The sequence below is a fragment of the Bacillus sp. FJAT-28004 genome, assembly GCF_001280845.1.
GTDB lineage: Bacteria > Bacillota > Bacilli > Paenibacillales > Paenibacillaceae > Pristimantibacillus.
Genome location: NZ_LGHP01000001.1, coordinates 3,811,535 through 3,836,671, shown reverse-complemented (window position 1 = coordinate 3,836,671; position 25,137 = coordinate 3,811,535). Strand labels below are relative to the sequence as shown.

Here is a 25,137-nt window from a genome sequence, read left to right as displayed (position 1 = left end):
ACTTCATACGCCCCTGTATCTTTCATCGACCGGAAATGATCGTTGAATGAATGTATGAGAGATTGATGTTTCAAAAATAAAGTTTTCGTTTATGTAATCCTATTAGTGAGATTACCGAATCGTCAGTCAATTCAATAAAGCAAGTCTAAACTTGGTTCCTAAATTAATTTTTATGTAAAAAGAATAGCAATAGCCCGTTCGCCGTCAGCGTGAGTCAGCCGACAGACAAATAGGCTACTGCTTGCCCAAAGAATAACATGGATACTAGCTCACTGTTCAAGTACCCCTCATTCATTGTTTTAATTTTATATACTATCTCACTATCCATGTGTTACTTCTATACTCAGCTCACCGTCCTTGGACGCTCCATACGCGTCACACCTGGGAAACGGAAGGAAGCCCATTCCGGCAAATGTTTATCGATTCGCGCAACAAGCACGGTCATATCATCCAAGATCTCTCCATTATGATGACGCACGACCTTCTCAAGCAGTGCATCCGCCATTTCTTGCGGATCATCCGTCGCCAGTTCGCTAATAATTCGTTTCATCCAGAGCTCCTTATTAACGGCAAGGCCCGGCGCATCATAAATGCCATCGCTCATCATGACCAGCGTATCACCCGATTGCATCTGCATCGACACAAAGTCGACGTCAATATCTTGAAGAATGCCAATCGGCAAATTGTTCGCGGTTATCGGAATGACCTCATTTCCTCGTTTAATAAAGCTTGGCGTTGACCCTATCTTCATAAACGTCGTTTGCGCCGTATAAAGATCAACAATCGCCAAATCGACGGTAGCAAATACTTCATCAGATGAACGTAATAAGAGCACCGAGTTAACCGACTTCACCGCCAGCTTCTCATCCATGCCAGATTGCAGCAGCTGCTGCAGGATCGACAATGCCGCGCTGCTTTCCTGCCGCGCTCGCTCCCCATTACCCATCCCATCGCTAATTGCGACTGCAAACTTACCATTTCCAAGCTCCACCATACTGAAGCTGTCACCAGACAGCAGATCTCCTCCCTTGGCGGCACCCGCTATGCCGGTCTCCACCTCGTACTGCTTGGCCGAACCAAACGCGACTAAAGACGGCTCACCGCTTCTTGTTGGGGAATGCTCCGACTTCACAGCAATATGTTCTCCCAAAATATCACTAAGCAGCGGTGCGATTATTTTCCGGCACTCATCATAGCCCTGTCCAAACGTATGGTACACCTCTATATCCACATTCCCCTCCTCCAAGCTCACAATATCAATCCCTTGTACGGATAATCCCAGTCCTTCCACCGCCTCTCGAATTTGCTCTTCCTGCAGATGAAGCGTTTGCCCCTCCCTTTTAATTTCTTTAGCCAAATCCTCCATTACCTGCGACACGCCCTGCAATTGATCCGCAACAAGCTGACGCGAGTCGCATATTTGCTTCTTCCAGTGCATATTATTTTGATAAAGCTCGTACTGCTGGGTCATATCAACAAGAACCTGCGAGGATTTGACGCAATGCGCCGACCAAGCACGCGGTATTTCCTTAGGGGACGGAACCCGTTTCTCCTCTACAACAGACATCATATCGGTCATCATTTTGTACGTATGAAAAAACTTATCCTCCCAGCAAGCATTTTGCCGATGGCAATTGGCACAGCTGCGCTCAGCAACCGCATTCATAAAATGGCTGATCTCATCCTCCCTTTTTACCGTCGTAACGCTGCTATTGAGCTGGCCAAAGCTCATCGACAGCTGACGGAACACTTCTGAGTACTGCGATACACGGTCCGCTGTCACCTCACGTACCCGCTTCGCATAATCATGCTGCGATTTGGCATGCTCATTCGTACCCGGCACATACCGTGAAATCGTGCGGATCATAATACGCGGTGTTAGCATGAGCAGCGTTGCGGCTGCAACCGACTCCCAAGTCGAGCTCATAACATCAGCCTGACTTCCTACATATATGGATAAAATCGATGTTCCAAGCAACATTCCGAATGCCGCTGCCATTTTGCCGCCATCACGCAGCAGACCAGCCAGCAAGCCCGCAAATGCGAGTAAGCTCATTTGAACGACTGCACCAAAGTCAGCCAAGCTTAGAATGAGTCCTGCAACCACACCGACCGAAGCGCCAAGCGGTGCACCACCTGCTAAAGCAAAGAGCAGCAGCATATAACGTGACATCACATGCTCTACTGACATTCCGTAAAACACCCATCCCACAGCCCCCGTCATAACCGAGGCGAGTAAAATCATTAAACAAATAATTTCCTCATTTTTGAGAGAAGCTGATTTCTTGGTCATCGTGAGCACCGGTATAGCTTGTATGAAAACTAATGTGAGTACAAAACCGAGTGCAGCCTCTACCACTACGAGCATGAAATTGTACCAGCTTAGCTCGTCCCCTATAAATATGCTGAACATCTGTACCATCAGCGTTGATGCGAACACAAGAATTGGCGCCGATGACAGCTCAGCCTTCTCGTAGGTTTCCAAACCCTTCAGAAACAGAAATAGTACGGCAATCTCCATTGCAATCCACATCGGTGCAGGATCAGCTGCCAGCCAGCTGCCGGCCACTAAGGATATCGCTACCCACGGGTAAATATCCCTTCTCATAAAGTAAATAACGGCGAAATAAGCAATGGCAAACGGCATCAGCGACTCGAGTATAACCGCTCTTCCGAGCAAGAAAGCTACTCCTACAAGTAGAAACGTCCACTTTTTGGCTAATATGACTTGAATGAACCGCCGTGCAGCCGCCCATTCCCGACCTTTCTGCAACATCGTCTGAGCTAGACCTATCCGTTTCATACCTGGAAGCACAACCGTGTTCTCCTTTTCCATGAGCAGACACCACCATTCCGAATGTAATGTGTTTTTCATTATAGGAGGTTGTCCGCATAAAGTTTGTCAGTTAAAGCAACTGATCTGTAAATTTTTTCCGACAAAAATAAATGCCATTGCGGTCATTGTCAATTCACTGTCAAACATATACCGCGTATAGGATTGCCTGGCCTTTTGCATAGTCTGAGTACAATTGTATGACAACAAAATATGTGCCGCGAGCTTTCGAAATGATGGCGAATCGGCGTTATAATGTGTCGGGAATGATGGAGGATTAGAGAAAAGTATTTTTTTTACGCTTCTGCGCGCTTTACAAACGACATTGACCGTGACAATTAGAGGCAAGTCCAATCATTCACCAGCATATACGTAGGCTTAGCGTCCTGCTTCGACAGCAACTTGTATACGCTTACAAAAAATCGCGAGGAATACACCTCAGCTGGACGCAAAAAAAGCAGAACCGGTTAGGTTCTGCTTCTTGTATAATGTTATGACGATTCAGCTTATACTCGCTTGGCACCGCGTCCGCCGCGTTTGCCCTCCGTATTCTTCTTCAAAGAGGAGATGCGCTCTTCGCTGTCTTTCAGGAACCGTGACACTTTATCCTCGAATGACGGTTTACCGTATGCCGGTCTGCCAGCCGATTGCTTGTTGAAGGGACGTCCGCCGCCGCCGCCGCCACCACCACCGCCACCGCGGTTGAAACGTTCGCCACCACCACCACTACCGCCAGTGCTTCCACCGCCGCCTCCGCTATGACGCTCGCGTTGTTGTGGCGCTGGTTGGCCTTCTGGCCGGTCAATGGCTTGCTTAATGGAAAGCCCGATCTTTCCGTCTTTGTCCACGTTGATCACTTTGACTTTCACGACATCGTCGATCTTCAGGTGATCCTTCACGTCTTTGACGTAATTATCAGCAATTTCCGAAATGTGAACAAGACCAGTGACACCTCCCGACAAGTCGACAAATGCCCCAAAATGCGTAATGCCTGTCACTTTTCCTTCTAACTTAGCGCCCACTTCAATTGCCATAAAATAAAATGTTCCTCCCTAAAAGTTATGCGAAGCAAAACTGAATTCATAAGCATATGCTAAAAGTTTTGCGAAAACGCTATTAACGTGATTATAACCGAACCGTTCAAGTAAGGTCAACAGACGTTCACCCGAATTAACGCCCTAATTAGTCACTGAAAATTTGCTGCGCGCCCTTCTTCACCATGCCCTGCTCTTTTGTTGCTAGCTGTTCGATATATTCTGGGTCGTTTAATCGTTCAATTTGACGTTTAAGCTCATCGGTTTCTTTGGTGGTAACGTCAAGCATCTCTTGAATTGTAGTTAGCTTTAGACCTGTTGCGTTCTTCTGCTGCATTTGGCCAAAAATCGTATACCCCGCCCAGCCCATAAATAGCACGATGAACATCATCCATAGTTTGAACCGGCGTTTTGTGCCAGCATTCCCTGGCGTTTTATTCTCAGATGCTTTTGCCATGAGCGGTGTTACCTCCTAAACCATTTGCCCCACAATCGAGCTATTCGTTGTCCAAATCCTCTCAGCCTCTCAGCTAATTGCCATTTGACAGCGTAGCGCGACAGCCAGCGTCCGAGGGGACGAATGACTGGACCTGCCATCCAAACAAACAATTTCCAAAATGGACGGACTAATTGTATCACAATTTTTAAAGTGAAAATAGTGAGCGCAGACCCAAATGCCAAAATTACCTTTACCAATTTATAGAGTAATAAAATCGGCTTAACAATAAGGATGTCCAAGCATTTTAGCACAATTTGGATTAGTTTTCGTACTGCTCCAATGATCCATTTTACGACATGAATAACGATTCTGCTAAAAACGAAATAATAGATTACCATCCCAATAGCCAGTCCGATAAAAACGTACGCTCGCACCTCGCCATTGTTGCTAGCGTACAGCACCCGAAAGACGATCAATGCTGCTGCCATCCAGTAGACTACATCAAGCACCGGGAGCCACCAACGCGGGAGCTTGAGCTCATTCGTTACGACTCGGTAGCCGTCGAATACCGTTCCCATGCCAAGGCCTGATAATAGCATGACCGCCATCGTTAACCATTGCATATCAAGCGTCACTTAAATAACTTCCCGAACAGCCCTTTGGATTTAGAGGAGGAATTGTTGCCGTCCATATAGGCGAGCGAATGGACGAGTCCTTCGATAGTTACCATTCCCTGTTCAAGGCTAAGAAGCTTCATATGCAAATTTTGGCCCTTAACCTCCAAGAAGCCAAGCTCTGTTTCGAGTAAAAACTCTTCGCTGTCAAAGCTCTCCACGTTTACGACTCCGGTAAGCTCCAGCAGCTTGCGATTTAGCATTTTGACTTCCTGACGCTTCTGCCCCTTGCCTTGGTCAACCATAGACTCGTCCTCCGCTTCGTTAACATGTCTTGGCGTAAACGGCTACAGCCGATCTAGTGCGGCGCAGCATACGTTTCGCGGTCAAATATAAGAAGGGCATAGGCGTGAAGCTTATCCTGTCTTATATGTTAAGACTAGCTTATGGGGCGTGGACGAGAAATAGAACCAACCTAATCTGCTTGATCAGTAGAATTCAACGCGTCGTTGTTCCATTCTGTATTCACCTGTAGAAAGACAAGCAAAAGCACTATGGTTATCAACTGGCTGAACAAGCCTAAGCATAGATCAAATATCGTAGCGGTTATCCATGACTGATTTACAAAGAGAGAGAAAATAAAGACCAATATGCTTGTAAACACAATGAACACGGAATATCCGCCAATTGCGTAACCAACAAACCTGAAATAACGCCCGCGTGCCAAATCACGGCTAACCGTCATCGGATTAATCCGCGACGTATCTGCAATAGAAACAACAATCGGCATCAGCATCAGCCATACCGCGAACAAGAGACCAGGCACAACAAACATTACAATTCCTGCAACGATAATGACGCTATGTAGAAAGTTGTACGCGATCATGCGCGGCCATTTGCGAAGGCCCCACAGAATGGGTAACATGATTCCCCCGCTTACTCCGGTCATTCTCGCAAGTATGTAGTATATAACCATCGGCGTGATGACACATAAGAAAAACAAACTCACCATATTGTCCGTGCTGTTGGCCTCGAAAAAAAGGAGACTGTCTTCCTGTTCAAAAAAATAATAGTTTTTGATCGCCTCAACCGGAATCGTTATCATCGCTACTAAAATTAGAATAGGTATTATATTTTTGAAATAGAGAGCACACGCATGCCCTAGCAAGGATAAACCTTTTCGCCGATACTCGGGAATGGGCAGCTGCAGATGATTCATAGACTAGTCCTCCGAGTATATAAACCTTTTTTATGATGTTGAAACAGGAAATTTCGTGGAATTTAGAATGGCTTATTGGGCAAAAAAAAAGACTGCCTGCAAGTATTATGCTTGTAGGCAGTCTTGTTGTTATTGCGGTACTTCCCAGTCGAGCGTGTTCTCGCGCTGGCGTTGCTCTTCTTTCACCAAGGTATACAGCTCTCCGGCTTCATCCTTACGAGTCGTTTCCGCAATTCGCTCAACGCGAATGGTTACGATTTTTTGACCGTATTGGATTTGGAGCTCATCACCGACTTTGACGGCACTGCTTGCTTTCGCTTCGCGGCCGTTGATCCATACGCGACCTTGCTCCGATACATCCTTCGCAACGGTACGGCGTTTGATCAGCCGGGATACCTTAAGAAATTTATCTAATCGCATAAATTATTGGATAGCTTCTTTCAACTTGTTGCCTGCTTTGAATGCAGGAACTTTTGCTTCAGAGATTTCGATTGGAGCGCCTGTTTGCGGGTTGCGTCCAGTGCGTCCAGCACGTTTGCGAGTTTCAAAAGTACCGAAGCCGATCAATTGTACTTTATCGCCACCAGCAAGTGCATCTGTTACTTCGCCCAAGAAGCCGTTAAGAACTGCTTCTACGTCACGTTTAGTCAAACCACTTTTTTCTGCAATGTTGTTGATCAAGTCTGTTTTGTTCATTATAAAATTCCTCCTAATTTTTAACCATTATTTGTGGTCGACGCTTGTGGCGCCGCCTTTGCTTCCCATTTTTACTCTCACGAAGAATACTTATTCTGCCTTGTAGCAAATAAATCCTGCCGCTATTTGAAATTTTTTTGCGATTGTTGCGGAAAAAAGGCGATTCATGACGAATTGAAAGCTAGGATTGACGCTTTGCCTCTTCCCACCAACGATCCATTTCTGTTAAATCAGTCTGGTCAAAATTTTTACCGCTTATACGAAGCTGTTCCTCAATATAATCAAATCTACTGCGGAATTTTTTGTTCGTGCGGGAAAGCGCCTCTTCCGGATCAGCATGGATGAAGCGTGAGGCATTGACGACCGCAAACAGCAAATCACCTAGCTCAGAGGCCTGCTCCTCTTCCGATTGTGAGGCTATCGCTTCGCGCAGCTCTGCGAGCTCCTCTTCAATCTTGGCAAGCACAGGGCCAAGCTCGTCCCAATCAAAGCCTACCTTAGCCGCTTTTTTCTGAAGCTTATAGGCTTTCATGAGTGCTGGCAGGTCTGGTGGAATGCCATCAAGCGCCGATGTGCGAGACACATCGGTTCCTTTCATCCGTTTCTCCTCGGCCTTCATTTGCTCCCAGTTGACTAACGCCTCTTCCGAATTGCTCGCATCTACTTCACCAAATACATGCGGATGACGGAAAATAAGCTTCTCGTTAAGTGATTGTATCACATCATAGATGGAAAATGCGCCAGTCTCTTCTTCCATTTGGCTATGAAGCATCACTTGCAGGATAACGTCGCCGAATTCCTCCTGCATGCCATCCGGATCATCATTATCGATAGCTTCAAGCGCTTCATAGAGCTCTTCGATAAAGTTTTTGCGAATGGACTGATGCGTCTGCTCCTGGTCCCATGGACAACCTTCAGGGCTGCGAAGAATAGATACAATTTCATGCAACCGATCAAAGGAACGATTGCGGAGCGCTGCATCATCCGATCGCGGAACCCATATCAGCGACAAATTGCCATAGCCAGGCGTGCGATCAAGCTCGTATAGCGGAACGCGAATGATCTGCTGCTGAGAAGCAACACCAAGAGCATGCCCTACCACAACCTCGTAATCATCGGGATAACGCTCCATAAGCGCAAGCTTAACATCAGATGCCGTGAAGGCATCATACACCTGTCCAATCAGAGTGTGCAACTGGGGCTGCAATAAAGATGGCTGTAGTTCAGCTGCATCCAGCAGCGCGAAGCCCTCTATTGGATCCATTCCTAGACTGATAAAAGCTTGATCAAGGAAGCTCTCACCGCCGATAATTTGCAGCTCAATGCCTGCTTCCGAACATTGCTCACGCAGCAGCTGAACCGTACGTTCAGCCACCATGGGATGGCCGGGCACCGCATAAATAATAGGCTCGTCCACGCTTGTGCTCATGCTCTTTGCTTCAGCAATTAGTGTCGCGGCAATCGCCTTGTATACCTCTGGAAATGAGTCATGCTGCTCATACAAAGTATCAAATGAGGTATATTCCATACCGATTTCTAGAAGCATCGACATCGCAGGATGATCGGCTGTTCGAACAAAGATTTTCTTCGCTGCTTGCAGCCTACGCCATACGCCAAGCGTCATTTGGTCAGGATCGCCTGAGCCGAGTCCAACGACAGTAAGATACGGGGTTGCCATAGTAATAAGCCTCCTTAACTATTCATTCGTATTGTGGTCCAAATTTGATGGAGTAGCTATAATGCCAGCCTCATGCAAAATAAATCTGTATTAGCAAACCTTGTTTTCCTTATGGGAAGCAACGCGAGTTCGCATATGTAATAATCATGAGAAATCATTCGTTTATTTTTCTTCGAAAAGTAATAATGGACCAATTTTACATAAACATCAATATTGCCGTAAAAAATACTTATTTTTATAAATGTTTTGAGTACATAATATATTTCCATATTATTCATTGCGCTAAGCATATCATACGGAATCTATTTTCCTCAAAATGACCAATACAACAACATGCCGTGCGCTCTTCGCCGCCAACTTGCGGCGCTATTGCTCGTCTTTCGCTGGCGGAATAAGCCGCCAGCGCTGCAAACGGGCGGCCAGCACAGCGCCGCCCGGCAACGCGCGCAATTCGCGCGCGCTAATAGCGCCGCCGCGCAAAGCTGCGGCGCCAAAGGCGCAAGCGCCGACGGCAACGCACGTCAGCGCAAGCGCAGTTGCTGCCGCCCGAGGCGGCAGCCCGCCAAGCGCGGCGCTCAGCGCTCGCTCGGCGACAACAAGCGCCGCGGCCATGACCGCGAGCGCAAAGACCGTGCCCGCCGCCGCGCGCCCAAGCGATGGCTGGCGCCCTTCTTCTCGCCCACTCCCATCCCCTCGCTCATCCCCAAAAACACCGTACGGCGCCTCAACCGCTCGCCCACTCGGCTTCACTCGCCCTTTTCCCACCGGTACATTCATTCCTGCTCGGCTACCAACCAGTGAGGCTCCAGCTCCCGCAGCTGTATACCGCACGGCAATTAACCCGAGCAAAGCAGCCACGCTTAGCGCCGCGACACCTGCAATAGCTGCTCCTTCAATGCCATACAGAGGCACAAGCACAGCGTTAATCACGCCTTTAAGGAGCGCCGCAACTAGCAGCAAAATAGCTGGAATACGCACGGCGCCTAACCCTTGAAGTACAGGGGCTGTTACGGCATTCACACTGCCCGCAAGGGCAGTGCAGCCAACCAAAGCGAAAGCAATTGTGCCTTTGGTATCCGAGTACAGCATCATATTGAGCGGCTCCGCAAGCAGCGCCAAACCGATGGCTGCCGCCGCGCCGATTGCCCATGCCGCCCGCTCCGCAAGCGAGAGCTGAACCCGAAGCTGTCCATATGCACCCCGCATGCGAGCTAACGCTATGCTTGGTACAAGTGCTGCCGCCGCCGCTCCGGATACCATAACGACAAGCTGTACAAGTGGCTGCGCTCGGCTATATATACCAAACAATGTCATTGCCGCTGCTTCCGAGGCACCGCCTTCCTGCAATAAACGAGGAACCATAAAGGCATCCACAACACCAAGAACAGGAACGACAACCGCCCCAAGCGCGACGGGCAGTGCAATAACGGCAAGCTTTCTCATCTCTGCTCGTATTGCTCCTGCCATTCGGTTAAGCCGCTCACTGCTGCGCCTGCGCCATAAATATATGGCAAGCAGCAGGAGCGACGCGCAAGCTCCGAATGCCGATCCGCTCATCACGCCAGATGCCACAGATGCATCTGTCCAGCCAGCAGACATGCTTAAAGCAAGCACAAGCAGCATGATGCCTACACGAATCATCTGCTCCACAACTTGCGAGGCAGCGGACAAACCCATTCGTCCGATTCCCTGCACATAACCCCTTAACGCAGCAACGAATGGAGCAAGCAGCAGCGCAAACGAGACCGATCTTATTGCACCAGCCGTCTCCGCATCGCCAATCCAACCTGCCACTTGATTCGCTCCACCCCACATCAAGCCAAAAGAAATGATACCCGTCACACCAAGCAGCAGAAGTGCTGCGTATAACGTTCGCCTAACGCCTTCTGCATCATCTCCCTTGCGCAGCCTTTCCGCAATGAGGAGCGATACAGCTGTAGGCAACCCTGCAGTAGCCAGAACAGCAGCCAGCTGATAAAACGGATACACGGCATTGTATATGCCAAATACGCGGTCTCCGGCTAGATTTTGCAGCGGTATTTTTTGAAAAACGCCAATCAGCTTAGACAACAATGCCGCACCCGCCATGAGCGCAACACCATTCATAAGCTGCTGTTTCGAACTGCGTTCTACCTGAACCCGTCCTTCAACTGGCCATTCTGCCTCTGTAACCTGTTGATGCCCAGCATCCGTTTGCTGAACGATTGCTGACCCTTCAGCATAAGTTCGGGGCGCTTCGACCGCTCCCACGCTCGCTTTTCGCTTGCCCGCCTGCCCTAGCATTTCCGCCGATTGCCCTCTTTCCCCCGGCTTGCGGTTCATCCCGTTCACTCCTGCCTATCACACGATTTCTATTGGTATCTATTATACCTCACAATCGTAAACGTTGAAAAAGCTTCCCCAATCGAGTTTTCTCTCGATCAAAGAAGCTGTCATAACCTTGTTTCTTACTATTGCTCCATCTGTTTTGCCAAAAAGCCCGCAGCCGTCTCAGCCATCTTCGTTTCCATTGTAGACATTTTTACGGACTCATCCTTACTGAGCAGAACGACAGTTCCAATCGGATCGCCACCCGCAATGATCGGCGCAATAACGAAGGAGCTGTACGTTTCCTGCGTATCCTTCACAATTTCAAAGGCACCGCCGTTTGCTTCAGCAAGCGTCTTGCGATTTTCCATACAGCTCTCCAGAACAGTGCCCACCTGCTTATCAAGCAACTCTTTCTTGGATGCTCCAGCTACTGCAATTATGGTATCCCGGTCCGTGATCAATGTAACATGATTTGTTCCCTCAAATAACGATTCTGCATATTCCTTAGCAAAGTCACCAAGCTCACCGATAGGAGAATATTTTTTCAAAATAACTTCGCCATCACGATCTACAAATATTTCTAGAGGGTCTCCCTCGCGAATACGCAGTGTACGGCGGATCTCCTTCGGAATCACGACACGCCCGAGATCATCGATGCGACGTACAATTCCAGTTGCTTTCATTTCTTGTTGCCCCGCTTTCCTAGAGGATTTTGAATTGACTGGATTCTTGCAGCTTTTTTATAACGAAGAAGAAACTTCCTTCAAAAGATTTTGAATCTGACCATAGTATTCATCCGCTCCCAATTTCTTATGCACGGACTACAGTTCAAGCCAAACGTTCCATCTCTTTGTGAAAAAGGCTGTCGGTACATCGTCCAGCCTTCGTTTTTACGCATCCCCAAGCTCGTTTTCAGCATTCCCCATTTCTCCCTTTTGCTTGCATGAGAAACAAATGCTTTTCAATTGTTTATCGAATAAAAAAGGCAGTTATCGATCTTAATCGATAACCGCCCTTGCCTGTATATCATTTACCTGCATTATTGTCCTTCTTGGTTCGTTTTTTTGAGCCTGCCTGCTTTGCCGAGCGCTTCTCTGAGCAAAAACTCAATGTGCCCGTTGACGCTGCGGAATTCGTCTGCGGCCCATTGCTCAAGAGCACGATGGATATCGGGATCCAAACGAAGCGGAAATGCTTTCTTTTCTTTTGCCATAATAATTAGCCTCTAGCCGTACAGCGTTCCCGTATTAATAACTGGAGTCGCAGCGCGATCAGATACAATCGCCACCATTAAATTGTTCACCATCGCCGCTCTCCGTTCGGCATCCAAGGTGATCCCGTTTTCCTCTAGCTGCCGCAGTGCCATATCCACCATACCAACTGCACCTTCAACAATTTTGGAACGCGCCGCTACAATTGCAATCGCTTGCTGCCGTTGAAGCATCGCACTAGCAATTTCCTGAGCATAAGCCAGATGAGTCAAGCGAGTCTCAAGCACCTTCACACCGGCTACTGCAAGACGGTTTTGCAGTTCATTGCCAAGCTCTGCCGCTACCTCATCCGCATTCCCTCTCAGTGAGGAAGCCGCGTCCGCAGAGAAAACATCGTAAGGATATTGCGCGGCAATGTGCCGTATCGCCGTCTCGCTTTGAATTTCTACGAATCGCTCATAATTATCAACATCGAAGCTTGCTCTCGCTGTATCCATTACTTTAAATACAACAACTGCTCCAATCTCTACCGGATTTCCTTCAGCATCATTGACCTTAAGCGTCTGACTGTTGAAATTGCGTACTTTCAGTGAAATATTGACCTTATTCGTAAGCGGAAGCACCATCCAAAGACCACTTTCTAGAACAGATCCCATATACGTTCCGAAGAACGTAACCACCTTCGCCTCATTCGGTTGCACGATAGTAAGAGAGGACAGACAAATGACTGACAGCAGAACTAGAAAGGCACCAACACCGATAATAAATGCAGACCCGCTGTCCTTTGACGCTTCAGATATAGTTAGAAAAACGCCGCCAGCAGCAGCAACTACCGAAAATAGCAATGCCATGTATCCGCTCACATACCAGGCCTTTTTCTCGTTCATAAACCCCACTCCTTCATCATTTCGCTATATTATTTTGATATAAATATGATATCACTTTTTACATATATAAGCAATTGTTTCTTTTACTTTTGCAACAAAAGAGGATGCAGCTTCGTCACAAAAAGCAACCAATGCAATTATGAGCTTCCCTGTCCCTCACCACCGCATTTACCCCATTAACTACTGTCACAAGTCGGCGCATTTTTTCTACGTTGCAGTTTGTGCAATAGAAACCTCACATGGGGGCGTCTAACGCAAGCCACGTTGTAGTTTTGCAATAGAATGGAAGGAGATTCATGGATAAAACCCATCAAGCCGTAATTCTATTGCAGAAAGTGCAATAGAAGCCGGACAACGCAGCTTAAAAAGCTCATTCCATTGCACAAACTGCAACGGAAGTTGGTTAGAGCTGCTCTACAAAGCGCGATAATGCACAAGTTGATATAAGAAGGGGTGAATGCATTGAAGTATTTATTTATCTTAGCGCTGCTTTCCTTTTCCATTGGTTGTTCAGAACAATCCCATGCACCGACAGAGCAAGCAGTCTCTCAGAGCTATCTTGAGAAAAAAGGATATCAAGTTGTTGAAAAAGGGGGTCAAGTTAGTAGCTACGAGCTAACCGAAAAGAAATTATCAGTCCTACCCTATATGATGTACTGGGGGTTGCAATCCGTTGATCCTTCCGATTATGTTGGAAAAACGATTCATATACAGAAATTTATCGTAACCAATCATCCTCTCCTCGAAGAAAACGTCGATGTTTATGTATATTTGGCTGATGGCCAGCCTATAGGAGGAACTTCGTTTCCTAACGGAGATATATCGGACGGTGGTTACTGGTCGATAGACGGCAAAACATTAGAAGAGGTTCAGGGCAAATCTTTTCAAGACTGGCGTGAAGTCTGGGCCAAAAAATATACACCCACTTCCCAAAACTAAACATAAGACATTCCATATACAGGGGAATTTACATGGAAATAAAGGAAGACATTTATGGAATCATAGAAAACCTTCGCAACATAGATGCCATTCGGCAGGAAACAGCTATAACAAGGCAAAAGCAAGAAGCGCCCTCTCATGAAGGCGCTTTTTGCTTATTATTCCGTACAGTATCGCTTTATACCGTCAAATATTTGCGAATGACTTCGTCGTCCAGCGACTCCAAGCCGCCTTCCCACGCAATGGCCCCTTTTTCCAGCACGTAGAAGTAGTCTCCCACACTCTTCACAAAATCCAAGCTTTGCTCCACCAGCAAAATAGCCGTTTTGCCGTCTGCTTTGATCGATCGAATAACATCCCTTATATCATCAACGATGGAGGGCTGTATGCCCTCGCAAGGCTCATCAAGCAGCAGTACTTGGGGCTTCGAGGCTAACGCCCTCGCGAAAGCGAGCTGTTGCTGCTGTCCACCGCTGAGATCACCGCCGCGGCGTGTATACATCGTTGGAAGCACAGGGAATTTCGCAATAGCCTCCTCTGGAATAGATGATATTTTTGACCTTGAAGCCTCAAGGCCAAGCAGCAAATTCTCATAAACCGATATTTGGGCAAATATTTCACGTCCCTGTGGCACATAGCCGATTCCGCTTTTTGCCCGCAGTCCCGGCGCCTTTCTCGTTAAATCCGAGCCATTATAGGATACAGAGCCTTCTCGCGCCTTCAGCAGTCCCATTATGCTTTTCATCAGCGTTGTCTTGCCAACCCCATTTCGTCCGAGGAGACATACAACCTGCCCTTGCTTCACCTTCAGCGACACATCGCGCAAAATAATACTTTCGCCATAACCGGCCTCAAGCTGTTGAACGGCTAACATCGGCATCCCGCCTTTTCCCCAAGTACACTTCTGCTACGCGATCATCTCGCTGAATTTCTTCCATTGAACCTTCCTTCAGCAATTTCCCTTCATGCATGACCGTGACCTTGCTCGCAAAATTACGAACAAATTCCATATCATGCTCCACCACAACAATGGATCGCTTGCGAGCTATTTGGTGGAGCAGCTCGCCTGTCTTATCCGTTTCCTTATCGGTCATCCCCGCCACCGGTTCATCGAGCAATAATATTTCCGGCTCCTGGAGCAGCATCATGCCAATCTCAAGCCACTGTTTCTCCCCATGCGACAAACCGCCCGCCCGCCATTTTGCTTTTTTCTGCAGGCCAATCATAACGAGCTGCCCGTCAATTCTTGCCCGTTCCTCCTCCGCCATCTTTGCAAATAACGTAGCGAATACGGTACGCTTCTGGCGCATCGCGATTTCCAAATTTTCCGCAACCGTCATCGAAGGGAATATAGAAGGAGCTTGGAATTTGCGACCGATGCCTAGCTCAGCGATTTGATGCTCTTTCTTTTTCGTTATATCCACCTTGCCGAAAGTGACACGCCCCGCCGTAGGCCTTACTTTTCCACAAATCACATCAAGAATTGTCGTTTTGCCAGCTCCATTTGGGCCAATGAGGAAACGAAGCTCACCCTTCTCAAGCTTCAAGTTCATGCCTTGAACCGCTTTAAAGCCGTCAAACTCAACCGTCACATCATCACACAGCAGGATTGCGGACTCCTTCATGCTTCGGCTCCCTCCCTTTTTTGCGGAATTTCAATTGACTAACTAAACCAGCGACACCCTTCGGCATAAATACGACGACGACTACGAACAGCAACCCCATAAAGAATAACCAACTCTGCGGATATGCCGTACTGAATTCACTTTTAGCCCAGTTCATGAGTATTGCGCCAAGCGCTGCTCCGACAAGCGTCCCCCGTCCGCCAATGGCTACCCAAAGGACCATTTCAATAGAAGGTACAATCCCGAGCATCGATGGAGAAATAATACCGACGTGGAGCACGAACAGCATCCCCGCTATTCCTGCAATTCCGGCTGAAATTGTAAAAACGACCATTTGATATATTGCCGGATTATAGCCAATAAACCGAACGCGGTTTTCACCATCGCGAATAGCGCGGAGCACCTTGCCGAAGCGGCTGCCGATTACGTAACGACAAAAGACGAATATGGCAATGAGCGCAACGACGGTAATATAGTAGAGCACACGCTTCGTCTCAGGTGAACCTATAGAGAAGCCAAGCACAGTAGAGTAACCCGTAATCCCATTTGTACCGCCTGTGAAAGCTTGCTGACCAATGAGCAGTGTCGTCGTAATGATAACGAGCGCTTGCGTCAAAATAGTGAAGTACACGCCGCGAATTCGATTGCGGAACGTGACATAACCAAGTACTAGCGCGAGCAGCGCAGGTATGGCAATCCCCATCGCAACCGCGAACCAGAAGCTTTGGAACGGCTGCCAGAATAGAGGCAGCTCCTTAAGACCACTCCAGCCCATGAAATCCGGCGGTCTTCCCCCGCTTGCTTCGAGCTTCAAATACATAGCCATGGCATAGGCGCCTAGCCCAAAGAAAATACCATGCCCTAAGCTTAAAATACCGGTGTAGCCCCATATCAGATCAAGCCCTAATGCCACTATCGCAAAGGCTAGAAATTTCGCTAACAAATTGAGCCGAAAATCACTTACGAATAGCGGAGCTGAGAAGAGCGCTGCTGCCGCAGCCGCATACCCGATTAAGATCCAAATTCGTTGAGGAGTAAATTTTTGCAAGCGCATGTGCGTCCCACCTTTCTTATCCTAGTCGAGCGAACGCGAACGCATGGCAACGAGTCCCATAGGCTTCCATTGGAGGAAAGCAACTATACAGACAAACACAAGCACCTTGCCAAGCGAGGCATTCGTCCAATACTCAAACAAAGTATTAAACATCCCAATTCCAGCTGCCCCAAGCACCGTTCCAACCAGCTTGCCGACTCCGCCAAGCACGACGACCATAAAGGCATCAACGATATAATAAGTGCCAAGAGATGGCCCGATAGGACCAAGCAGAGTGAGCGCGCAGCCGGCAATGCCGGCAATACCGGAGCCGATAGCGAAGGTCATCGCGTCAACCCGTCTTGTGGAAACGCCAAGGCATGCGGCCATATCGCGATTTTGCATAACCGCTCGCATTCTTCTTCCTTCATGGCTGCGGTATATATAGAAATACATAGCAACTAGACAAGCAATGACGAGTCCGATAATAAATAACCTTTTGTAAGGAAGCAAGGTTCCATCCATAATCTTTAAACCGCCATTTAGCCACGCAGGACTTGTAACCGCAACGTTTGGTGCACCAAATATTGATCTTGCAAGCTGCTGCAGCACGAGACCAACACCCCAAGTGGCGAGCAAGCTATCGAGCGGCCGTCCATATAGAAAGCGGATCAGCGACATTTCGAGAATGAAGCCAATGATAAAGGCTACGATAAAGCTAACCGGAACAGCTAACACAAAGTACCAATCAAACATCGATTTCGGTAAATAATCGTGGAATACATTTTGCGTCAAATAAGTGGAATATGCCCCTATCATAATAAGCTCGCCATGCGCCATATTGATGACCTTCATCAGACCGAATGTAATAGCGAGCCCCAAGGCAACCAGCAATAATATTGAGCTGATGCTTAAACCATTAAATAGCTGCAGCAGAAACACTTCCATATGACCGCTCCTCTCTAGCGTAACGGCTGTCGCCTTCCTCTGTGGCAATAACAGAAGGGAGCATTCGAAGCGACCGAATACTCCCCCATAAATTGCTGCGTATTAGACGATCGCTTGCTTATGAATTATTCCGTCGGTTGAATGCTTGCTGCCCAATCGTAGCCCTTCAGGTATGGATCTGGTTTAACTGCTTCACCTGAATTCCACAATTCCTTGAATTGGCCATCAGCTTGCACTTCTCCGATACGAACCGTTTTGTAAATATGCTGTGTAGCGCCATCAATCTTCACTTTACCCTCTGGAGCATCCCACTCCAGCTCTTTTGCAGCTTCTTTCACTTTTTCTACGTCCGTAGAGCCTGCTTTCTCGACAGCCGCTGCCCATAAGTAAACCGCTGTATAGCCGGCTTCGATAGGGTCCGCAGTTACGCGTTCATCGCCGTATTTCTTTTTATAGTTTTCGACGAAGGTTTTATTTGCTGGCGTATCCGTTGTTTGATAGTAGTTCCACGCCGCCAAATGTCCTTCCAGCACATCAACACCAATACCACGAATCTCTTCCTCTGCAACAGATACAGACAATGTAGTCAAATCCTTTGCCGTAATGCCCGCATCTTTCAATTGCTTGAAGAAAGCAACGTTGCTGTCACCATTCAGCGTGTTATATACGACATCAGGTTTAGCTTCTTTGATCTTGCTGATCAGCGTGCTGTAGTCCGTGTGGCCAAGCGGTGTGTATTCTTCACCAACTAATTCGCCGCCTTCAGCCTTCAACTGTTCTTTAATAACGAGGTTTGCTGTACGAGGAAATACATAGTCTGAACCGAGTAAGTAAAATTTCTTGCCGCGGTTTTCAAGCAGCCATGATACAGATGGAACGATTTGTTGGTTCGTTGTAGCACCTGTATAAAAAATATTCGGAGAAGATTCAAGACCTTCATATTGCACTGGATACCAGAGCAGGCCATTTAACTCTTCGAATACCGGCTTCATTGCTTTCCGGCTTGCGGAAGTCCATCCCCCAAATACGGTAGCCACTTTATCTTCTGAGATAAGCTTGCGAGCCTTCTCAGCAAAGGTCGGCCAATCTGAAGCGCCATCCTCAAGCACAGGAACAATTTTTTTACCTAAAACGCCACCCGCTGCATTAATTTCATCAATGGCCATCATTTCAGCATCGATAACTGATACCTCACTGATCGCCATGGTGCCGCTCTGCGAGTGCAATATTCCTACTTTAATTTCCCCTTCTGCTCCCGCTCCGGCATTGGAAGCATTTGTCGGCTTATCTGTTTCCCCATTCGTAGATGCTGGTTTGTTGTTGTTAGCGCCACAACCTGCCAATACGATCGTTAACGCCACAAACATAAGGCCAAATGAATAAAACATTCTCTTTTTCATCTTCCCACTCCCCATCGCTTGATATTTGTCTCTATTTTTCCGAACATTAGCTTGGAATTAACTTCCATTGTTCGTGCTTTTATTATAGATTGGCAGTTAAGTTAATGTCAATATAGTTAACATTAATTTTTAAACGGATGTACTTTGACTTTTAATTGGTCATTTAGGGGTGTTTTCTTTTCTTTCGTGTTAGGTATATTGACTCTTGATAGTTCGACTGTTTCTATTATGTTATTTAAATTATTTTTATGATAGTTTTAATGACATTAATAAAATTAAAAAAACCCAGCCTAAGGCATACGCCTCAAGATGGGTTTAACTCTTTTAAAGCCATAAAACGGTCATGAACATATAGTCTGCGGAATCCTGCAATCAATCCTTACTCTGCATATTTTCAGACAAAGACCCCTTAACCAACGAATGGTTAAAGGGTCTGAGATGTTCGTCTTATACTTATTTCGTTGCTGGTGCTTCTGTAGCCGGCGCATCTGTAGCTGGCGTTTCATCCCCAGCTGGAGCATCGCTGGCAGGAGCATCGCTAGCAGGAGTCTCTTCTTCCGCTTTAGGAAGCTTAATGACGATTTCTTGCTTAGGAAGCTCGTCTGTCATGTATTTGTTCATATGCTCAGAGGCAACTGCACCTCTTACAGCTTCTTTATCTGTTTCGCTTAATTTATCAAATGCTGGCGTATCACGCTTCTCAACAAGAATGACGTGGTAGCCAAATTCTGTTTGTACTGGATCGCCGATAACACCAATTTCTTGTTTGTAGGCAGCTTGTTTGAATTCCTCTACCCATTGACCGTTCTTCTTGTCCGCATATAAACCGCCTGCATCCTTCGAGCCTGGATCGTCGGAGTATTCTTTGGCAAGAGCTGCCCAGTCTCCGCCTGCTGCCAGCTTGTCTTTCACTTCTTTAGCGCGAGCCAAGGCTTCCGCATCCGTACGAAGCTCTTTCTCCTCTTGCGTAGCTGGATCTGTCGTTTTTGTTGCTACCAAGATTTGACGAACAGAAACGGTTGCATAGTTAATACCATTCTTTTCATACTCGGTTTTCATTTCTTCCTCAGTTACTTGAGAATTCATACGAGCCACAAGCTTAGAGGTCATAAGCAAATAATTTTCCATATCTTTTTCTTTTAATTTCTTAGCATCTACAGCAGCTTTCAACTCCGCATCTTGGGAAAGCGCCGCTTTATACTGTTTCATTTGTTCTTTTACTTCTTTTTCAGCCTTTTTAATGTCTTCCTTAGAAGCCTGGCCGCTTATTATTTTGTAGGAAATATACTGCTGGAGCAGCTGCTCCTTAAATTGCGGAATTTCAATAACTTGCGCATACGCAGGCTGCATAACCGTAAATACATCCAAATACTTATTGAATTCCTTGTCTGTCACATTGCCACCCTTATAGGTTGCAACTTCTGTTTCCTTCGCACCGCCGCATGCCGCCATCGTCATGACCAGCACTACTGCCATGATAAGCAGCGCACCTTTGCGCCATGCCGATTTGCGTGAACTGTGTAACATGTTGAATCCCCTTTCATATTGAGAACTTGTTAATATTGTATCAGAAAAGGGGCGTATAAAGCGAATCTTGTCTATGGTGTCGCATCTTGCAATTCGTCTTTATAAAGGAGAACATCCTTGTACGCTTGCAAAAATTGTTCAATCATATGAATTTTCTGCTCCATATTCAATCCCTTGCCACGCAGCAAAATACTTGGGTTTGGCTCTTGCTCGCTTCCCTGCTTAAAACGGTTTTCATGCTTCAGACAAAGCTGGTCCACCTTCTTACGGTCAATTCTCCGCTTCTCGCTAGCTGCGTAACGAAGCAGCAGATCATCACCTTTGCCACTGAGCTGCTCAATACCGTACATCGTGCCATATACTTTTAATCTAGCCACTGCTAGCAGATTGCTTACCGCTTGCGGTAAATCGCCAAAACGATCCACAAGCTCATCGATTACATCATCCGCTTCTTCAAACGTTCGAATAGCAGCCACCTTTTTATAAATCTCAATTTTTTGGATGCTGTCATAAATGTAATCGGAAGGCAAATAAGCATCGATGCTAATATCAATAAGCATGCTAACAGGCTTTTCTTCTTTGATTTCTTCGCCGCTCATCTCCGCTTTACGCTTCGCTATCTCATCGGCAAGCATTTGCGAATACATGTCGAAGCCTACCGAAGCAATAAAGCCATGCTGCTCAGCTCCAAGCAAGTTGCCCGCTCCTCGAATCGAAAGATCGCGCATCGCGATTTTGAAGCCTGAGCCGAGCTCAGTAAATTCTTTGATGGATTGCAGACGTTTCTCCGCAACCTCCGTAAGCACTTTATCCCGTTGATACGTAAAATAAGCGTATGCAATGCGATTCGAACGCCCGACTCGGCCGCGCAGCTGATAGAGCTGCGAGAGCCCCATTTTATCAGCATCATGCACAATGAGCGTATTAACGTTCGGAATATCAACGCCAGTCTCAATAATGCTGGTACTTACCAGAACATCTGATTCTCCATCAAGGAAATCGAGAATAGTCTTCTCTAGTTCCTGCTCCGACATTTGCCCGTGACCGACCGCAACTCTAGCACCCGGTACAAGCGCATTGATCTGCTCCGCCATTTGGTAGATGCCTTGAACCCGATTATACAAGTAATAGACCTGGCCTCCGCGTGCCAGCTCGCGCTCTATCGACTCCCGCACGAGGGACGGGCTATATTCCACCACATACGTTTGCACAGGGAACCGATTCTCCGGCGGCGTTTCAATAACCGATAAGTCCCGCACGCCAAGCATCGACATATGAAGCGTTCTTGGAATCGGAGTAGCAGTCAACGTAAGCACGTCGACATTCGTTTTAAGCTTCTTCAGCTTTTCCTTATGCGACACGCCAAAGCGCTGTTCCTCATCCACGATCAGCAGACCGAGCGATTTGAAAATTATATCCTGCGACAGCAGTCGATGCGTACCAATAACCACATCTACCGTTCCCGCCTTCAATCCCTTCATCGTTTCATTCTGTTCCTTGCGAGAACGGAAACGGCTAAGTACCTGCACGTTAATTGGATAACCCGCAAAACGCTCACGGAAAGTCTCATAATGCTGCTGCGCCAAAATAGTCGTTGGTACAAGCACCGCTACCTGTTTGCTGTCCATTGCTGATTTGAAGGCAGCACGAATGGCAACCTCGGTTTTTCCATAACCGACGTCTCCGCATAACAGCCGATCCATCGGCTGGCTCTTCTCCATGTCCTTCTTAATCTCTTCGATTGCTCTAAGCTGATCACGCGTCTCGTCATACGGGAACATCGCTTCAAACTCATTCTGATACGAGGTATCTTGTCCGAAAGCGTATCCTGGTGCCGTCTGCCGCGCTGCATATAGCTTGATCAAGTCATCGGCAATATCCTGAACGGATGCTTTTACCTTGCTCTTCGCCCGCGTCCATTCACTGCCTCCAAGTTTATTGACCTTGGGTTCTCTGTCTTCATTGCCGACATACTTCTGAATCATATCCACTTGCTCGATCGGAACAGACAACTTATCGCCGCCGGCATAGAGAATATGCAAATAATCTTTATGAATCCCGGCTATTTCAAGCGTACCGATACCTACATACTTACCTATACCATGATTATGGTGAACGACATAATCGCCGACCTTGAGCTCCGTATAACTCTTGATACGCTCGGCATTGTCTACTTTTTTATCCATTTTCCGCGCTTTGCGCTGCTTTTGCGAGAACATCTCGCCTTCAGTAATCACAACAAGATGAGAAGAAGGCAGCTCAAATCCGGACTGCAAATTCCCCTCTAGCAGAGTAGGCATCTCAATGCTATAGTCGTCAAGAACTCGGCGCATGCGCTCCATGCGCTCCGAGTTGCCAGCCAGCATCATTACCGTCGCACCCGTCTTGCGCCAACGTTCCATCTCTGCCTTCAGCACATTCATTTGACCATGAAAATTTTGCATCGAGCGGCTCGTCATGTTCAATATATTTTGTGGCTGTGAATGCGGTATTTGCCTTAAGAATAAGGACAGGAACAATGTTGGGAACGGACGATGATGCAAAATCTCTTCTGTATCGCGAGCCAGTACAAGGCCTTGCAGCGACTTACCGTTCTGCAGCAAATGCATGGACCATTCTGCTTCGTCCCGCTCCAGCTGCTTAGCTGTCTCTATTAAACGCGTCGGCTCGTCTAGTATGAGCAGTGTGTCTTCTGGCATATAGTCAAGAATCGTTTGACGCTCAGGATATAACAACGAAATATATTTATAAATTTCTGGAAAATAAACATGCTCGCGCAGCCTTTCAATCTCTCCGCCCATCTCCGAGCGAAGTCGTTCCTTGGCCGTGCGATCCGTCATCTTGTCGAGCTGCTTCTCTAGCAACCGCTGCGCATGATTAGCAGCGACCTCCATGCGATGCCCGTCTGCGAGCAGTTCTTGGCAAGGCGGAACCACATAGGATTCCAAACGGTCCAAAGAACGTTGATCTGCTGGATCAAAGGCACGTATGGAATCAACATCATCGCCAAACCATTCGATCCGGTACGCTTGTGAAGCCGTTAGAGGATAGAAATCGACAATCCCGCCGCGCACGCTCATATCGCCGCGCAATTCTACTCGGTCAGCTCTCGTATAACCTAGAGCAGTCATCTGGCGCAGAAAAGCATCAATCGGCAACGATTGACCAACATGAACCGCCACCTGCGCTTCAGCCATGACACTGCTTATAGGCAAATAACGCCGAACCCCAGAGAAGGGCACGACAACAATCCCGCGATAGCCTTTGGACAGCTTGATCAGCACATCCATTCGCTGCGCAAGCGTCTCAGGACTCGAGATCGCCGCTTCTGCAGCTACTAGCTCATTGGCGGGATATAATAATACACTTTCTGGTGAAAGACATTCCTGCAAGTCCTCTGCAATCTTCTGCGCAGAGAACATGTTATGCGTCACAACAAGCATCGGACGTTCTACATTTTCCTGCAGAGCTGCGATGAGCACTTGCCTGGAAGAGCCTGCGAGACCAGATATCATCTGTTCACGCATACCTTTACGAATACCGGATATAACGGACTGAACGTCCGTATCCGCGGCAAAAGCATTAATTAAAGCTTTCAACTTTTGCGACACCCCGTTTCTTTACGCAATCGGAGAGTGATACGATCGCTCCCTGTACATTGAAAATAAGCCTCAGCCATCCGCTAAGGCTCATACTATTCACTTTCCGTCATTGAAGAGGATTAGCTACCAAATGAAGCTCTGGGTTCGCGTCAATCGCCTCGCGGCAATAATCGCAAACTACTTTTACCGTTACATCCCCATTTGGGTCATACGCTATTATATCGCTGCGTTCTTCGGGGGTCAAGAAATGGAAGCCCAATTGGTGCTCCGTAATGTCTGATCCGCTTAGCGACCCTATCGATGTTCTGCAATGCCGACAAATATAGTTTACTGCCATATGTATGCCTCCTGAAGGGTAGTTATATCCTTCAGTATGCCCTCATAATCATTTTCTAACAGATTATCGGTTAAACTTTGCCATTGTCTCTTCGAATGGCGCCTTCAATCTGAACTCAATGGCATCGCATGCATCAGCAATCATAGCTGACAATTTATCATGCTCACTCTTCGGAAACGTAGACAGCACATAGTCAGCAATGTTCATGCCTGGCTGCGGGCGTGAGATGCCCATCCGGACGCGATCGAACGTCTGCGTGCCCAAATGCTGAATCAAGGATTTGATTCCATTATGACCTCCCGCACTGCCTTGATAGCGAAGCCGAAGCTTGCCAATCTCGGTATCCAGGTCATCATAAACGATTACACCGTCCTGTACCTCAGCTTTAAAATAATCCAAAAATGAACGTACGGACTCTCCAGACAAATTCATATATGTCATCGGCTTAATAAGGACAACTTTTGTGCCTTGTACGTTGCCTTCTCCGATTAATGCCTTACATTTATTTTGCGTTACATTAATTCCCCAGCGCCTCGCAAGCTCATCAACGACCATAAATCCGACATTATGCCGGGTTCCTTGATAAGCAGCACCAGGATTACCAAGTCCTGCAATCCACTTCATTGCTCACTCCACTCCTTTACGGACAAATGTAACATAATCTATTACAAGCGTAAACATCAGAAGCTTCCCTGCGGCAGTAAGCCCGTGCTGAAATACCTGTTATCCCAAAAAAGCAAACAACGCCGCCCTAGATAAGGACGGCGCCTGATAAAGCTCTATACTGCTTTGTATAAACGATAAC

Annotated in this window: 23 protein-coding genes; 1 reads left to right on the top strand and 22 read right to left on the bottom strand. The window is 47.3% G+C overall.

Going from position 1 to position 25,137, the window contains the following annotated elements; all coding sequences use genetic code 11:
• Positions 1-343: 343 nt before the first annotated feature.
• From spoIIE to AC787_RS16705, 13 genes are all read right to left on the bottom strand, one after another.
• On the bottom strand, positions 344-2,836 hold the full coding sequence (spoIIE, locus tag AC787_RS16760) for a stage II sporulation protein E (protein ID WP_054025822.1): 2,493 nt from the start codon (positions 2,834-2,836) through the stop codon (positions 344-346).
• 503 nt (positions 2,837-3,339) lie between these two features.
• Positions 3,340-3,867, bottom strand: a complete 528-nt coding sequence (locus tag AC787_RS16755) for a S1 domain-containing RNA-binding protein (protein WP_054025821.1) — start codon at positions 3,865-3,867, stop codon at positions 3,340-3,342.
• A 148-nt stretch (positions 3,868-4,015) separates the two neighbouring features.
• Positions 4,016-4,324, bottom strand: coding sequence for an FtsB family cell division protein (locus AC787_RS16750; RefSeq protein WP_054025820.1), 309 nt, complete (start codon positions 4,322-4,324; stop codon positions 4,016-4,018).
• A gap of 8 nt (positions 4,325-4,332) precedes the next feature.
• On the bottom strand, positions 4,333-4,941 hold the full coding sequence (yabQ, locus tag AC787_RS16745) for a spore cortex biosynthesis protein YabQ (protein WP_054025819.1): 609 nt from the start codon (positions 4,939-4,941) through the stop codon (positions 4,333-4,335).
• Positions 4,938-5,225, bottom strand: coding sequence for a sporulation protein YabP (gene yabP, locus AC787_RS16740; RefSeq protein WP_054025818.1), 288 nt, complete (start codon positions 5,223-5,225; stop codon positions 4,938-4,940). Before yabP ends, yabQ begins: the two co-directional genes overlap by 4 nt.
• Before the next feature lie 170 nt (positions 5,226-5,395).
• A complete protein-coding gene (locus AC787_RS16735) occupies positions 5,396-6,139 on the bottom strand; it encodes a hypothetical protein (RefSeq protein ID WP_054025817.1) in 744 nt (247 codons plus the stop codon).
• A 129-nt stretch (positions 6,140-6,268) separates the two neighbouring features.
• Positions 6,269-6,559, bottom strand: coding sequence for an RNA-binding S4 domain-containing protein (locus tag AC787_RS16730; RefSeq protein WP_054025816.1), 291 nt, complete (start codon positions 6,557-6,559; stop codon positions 6,269-6,271).
• A gap of 3 nt (positions 6,560-6,562) precedes the next feature.
• A complete protein-coding gene (locus AC787_RS16725; RefSeq protein ID WP_053373361.1) occupies positions 6,563-6,835 on the bottom strand; it encodes an HU family DNA-binding protein in 273 nt (90 codons plus the stop codon).
• 181 nt (positions 6,836-7,016) lie between these two features.
• Positions 7,017-8,513, bottom strand: coding sequence for a nucleoside triphosphate pyrophosphohydrolase (gene mazG, locus AC787_RS16720; RefSeq protein ID WP_054025815.1), 1,497 nt, complete (start codon positions 8,511-8,513; stop codon positions 7,017-7,019).
• A 366-nt stretch (positions 8,514-8,879) separates the two neighbouring features.
• Positions 8,880-10,835 carry a polysaccharide biosynthesis protein gene (locus AC787_RS16715; RefSeq protein WP_054025814.1) on the bottom strand — a complete coding sequence of 652 codons (1,956 nt, stop codon included), beginning with the start codon at positions 10,833-10,835 and terminating at the stop codon, positions 8,880-8,882.
• A gap of 128 nt (positions 10,836-10,963) precedes the next feature.
• On the bottom strand, positions 10,964-11,506 hold the full coding sequence (gene spoVT / locus AC787_RS16710) for a stage V sporulation protein T (RefSeq protein WP_054025813.1): 543 nt from the start codon (positions 11,504-11,506) through the stop codon (positions 10,964-10,966).
• Positions 11,507-11,862: 356 nt separating this feature from the next.
• Positions 11,863-12,036, bottom strand: a complete 174-nt coding sequence (locus AC787_RS34475; RefSeq protein WP_162839313.1) for a hypothetical protein — start codon at positions 12,034-12,036, stop codon at positions 11,863-11,865.
• A 12-nt stretch (positions 12,037-12,048) separates the two neighbouring features.
• Positions 12,049-12,921, bottom strand: coding sequence for an SPFH domain-containing protein (locus AC787_RS16705; protein ID WP_054025812.1), 873 nt, complete (start codon positions 12,919-12,921; stop codon positions 12,049-12,051).
• Between the two features lie 462 nt (positions 12,922-13,383).
• On the opposite strand from AC787_RS16705, the gene AC787_RS16700 reads away from it, so the two are divergent.
• Positions 13,384-13,860: a DUF4830 domain-containing protein gene (locus AC787_RS16700; protein ID WP_054025811.1), complete on the top strand. Its 477-nt coding sequence runs from the start codon at positions 13,384-13,386 to the stop codon at positions 13,858-13,860.
• Positions 13,861-14,038: 178 nt separating this feature from the next.
• On the opposite strand, the gene urtE is transcribed toward AC787_RS16700, so the two are convergent.
• The 9 genes from urtE to pth all read right to left on the bottom strand — a co-directional run bounded on the left by urtE (position 14,039) and on the right by pth (position 24,956).
• On the bottom strand, positions 14,039-14,734 hold the full coding sequence (urtE, locus tag AC787_RS16695) for an urea ABC transporter ATP-binding subunit UrtE (RefSeq protein ID WP_054025810.1): 696 nt from the start codon (positions 14,732-14,734) through the stop codon (positions 14,039-14,041).
• Positions 14,712-15,485 carry an urea ABC transporter ATP-binding protein UrtD gene (urtD, locus tag AC787_RS16690; RefSeq protein WP_054025809.1) on the bottom strand — a complete coding sequence of 258 codons (774 nt, stop codon included), beginning with the start codon at positions 15,483-15,485 and terminating at the stop codon, positions 14,712-14,714. Before urtD ends, urtE begins: the two co-directional genes overlap by 23 nt.
• Positions 15,457-16,539: an urea ABC transporter permease subunit UrtC gene (urtC, locus tag AC787_RS16685; protein WP_054025808.1), complete on the bottom strand. Its 1,083-nt coding sequence runs from the start codon at positions 16,537-16,539 to the stop codon at positions 15,457-15,459. The genes urtD and urtC overlap by 29 nt, the downstream gene beginning before the upstream one ends.
• Before the next feature lie 21 nt (positions 16,540-16,560).
• Positions 16,561-17,466, bottom strand: a complete 906-nt coding sequence (urtB, locus tag AC787_RS16680; protein ID WP_054025807.1) for an urea ABC transporter permease subunit UrtB — start codon at positions 17,464-17,466, stop codon at positions 16,561-16,563.
• A gap of 125 nt (positions 17,467-17,591) precedes the next feature.
• Complete coding sequence (gene urtA / locus AC787_RS16675) at positions 17,592-18,866, bottom strand: urea ABC transporter substrate-binding protein (protein WP_054025806.1); 1,275 nt, start codon at positions 18,864-18,866, stop codon at positions 17,592-17,594.
• A 453-nt stretch (positions 18,867-19,319) separates the two neighbouring features.
• On the bottom strand, positions 19,320-20,393 hold the full coding sequence (locus AC787_RS16670; RefSeq protein ID WP_054025805.1) for a peptidylprolyl isomerase: 1,074 nt from the start codon (positions 20,391-20,393) through the stop codon (positions 19,320-19,322).
• A 71-nt stretch (positions 20,394-20,464) separates the two neighbouring features.
• A complete protein-coding gene (gene mfd, locus AC787_RS16665; RefSeq protein WP_054025804.1) occupies positions 20,465-23,992 on the bottom strand; it encodes a transcription-repair coupling factor in 3,528 nt (1,175 codons plus the stop codon).
• 109 nt (positions 23,993-24,101) lie between these two features.
• Positions 24,102-24,332, bottom strand: a complete 231-nt coding sequence (locus AC787_RS16660) for an anti-sigma-F factor Fin family protein (protein WP_054025803.1) — start codon at positions 24,330-24,332, stop codon at positions 24,102-24,104.
• Between the two features lie 63 nt (positions 24,333-24,395).
• Positions 24,396-24,956 (bottom strand): aminoacyl-tRNA hydrolase, encoded by a 561-nt coding sequence (gene pth / locus AC787_RS16655; protein WP_054025802.1) that lies wholly within the window; start codon positions 24,954-24,956, stop codon positions 24,396-24,398.
• Positions 24,957-25,137 lie beyond the last annotated feature (181 nt).

Bases quoted from the DNA above. Each gene is read 5' to 3' on its own strand.
- spoIIE (WP_054025822.1), bottom strand. From the start codon at position 2,836: ATGGAAAAGGAGAACACGGTTGTGCTTCCAGGTATGAAACGGATAGGT.
- AC787_RS16755 (WP_054025821.1), bottom strand. From the start codon at position 3,867: ATGGCAATTGAAGTGGGCGCTAAGTTAGAAGGAAAAGTGACAGGCATT.
- AC787_RS16750 (WP_054025820.1), bottom strand. From the start codon at position 4,324: ATGGCAAAAGCATCTGAGAATAAAACGCCAGGGAATGCTGGCACAAAA.
- yabP (WP_054025818.1), bottom strand. From the start codon at position 5,225: ATGGTTGACCAAGGCAAGGGGCAGAAGCGTCAGGAAGTCAAAATGCTA.
- AC787_RS16735 (WP_054025817.1), bottom strand. From the start codon at position 6,139: ATGAATCATCTGCAGCTGCCCATTCCCGAGTATCGGCGAAAAGGTTTA.
- AC787_RS16730 (WP_054025816.1), bottom strand. From the start codon at position 6,559: ATGCGATTAGATAAATTTCTTAAGGTATCCCGGCTGATCAAACGCCGT.
- AC787_RS16725 (WP_053373361.1), bottom strand. From the start codon at position 6,835: ATGAACAAAACAGACTTGATCAACAACATTGCAGAAAAAAGTGGTTTG.
- mazG (WP_054025815.1), bottom strand. From the start codon at position 8,513: ATGGCAACCCCGTATCTTACTGTCGTTGGACTCGGCTCAGGCGATCCT.
- AC787_RS16715 (WP_054025814.1), bottom strand. From the start codon at position 10,835: ATGAACCGCAAGCCGGGGGAAAGAGGGCAATCGGCGGAAATGCTAGGG.
- spoVT (WP_054025813.1), bottom strand. From the start codon at position 11,506: ATGAAAGCAACTGGAATTGTACGTCGCATCGATGATCTCGGGCGTGTC.
- AC787_RS34475 (WP_162839313.1), bottom strand. From the start codon at position 12,036: ATGGCAAAAGAAAAGAAAGCATTTCCGCTTCGTTTGGATCCCGATATC.
- AC787_RS16705 (WP_054025812.1), bottom strand. From the start codon at position 12,921: ATGAACGAGAAAAAGGCCTGGTATGTGAGCGGATACATGGCATTGCTA.
- urtE (WP_054025810.1), bottom strand. From the start codon at position 14,734: ATGTTAGCCGTTCAACAGCTTGAGGCCGGTTATGGCGAAAGTATTATT.
- urtD (WP_054025809.1), bottom strand. From the start codon at position 15,485: ATGAAGGAGTCCGCAATCCTGCTGTGTGATGATGTGACGGTTGAGTTT.
- urtC (WP_054025808.1), bottom strand. From the start codon at position 16,539: ATGCGCTTGCAAAAATTTACTCCTCAACGAATTTGGATCTTAATCGGG.
- urtB (WP_054025807.1), bottom strand. From the start codon at position 17,466: ATGGAAGTGTTTCTGCTGCAGCTATTTAATGGTTTAAGCATCAGCTCA.
- urtA (WP_054025806.1), bottom strand. From the start codon at position 18,866: ATGAAAAAGAGAATGTTTTATTCATTTGGCCTTATGTTTGTGGCGTTA.
- AC787_RS16670 (WP_054025805.1), bottom strand. From the start codon at position 20,393: ATGTTACACAGTTCACGCAAATCGGCATGGCGCAAAGGTGCGCTGCTT.
- AC787_RS16660 (WP_054025803.1), bottom strand. From the start codon at position 24,332: ATGGCAGTAAACTATATTTGTCGGCATTGCAGAACATCGATAGGGTCG.
- pth (WP_054025802.1), bottom strand. From the start codon at position 24,956: ATGAAGTGGATTGCAGGACTTGGTAATCCTGGTGCTGCTTATCAAGGA.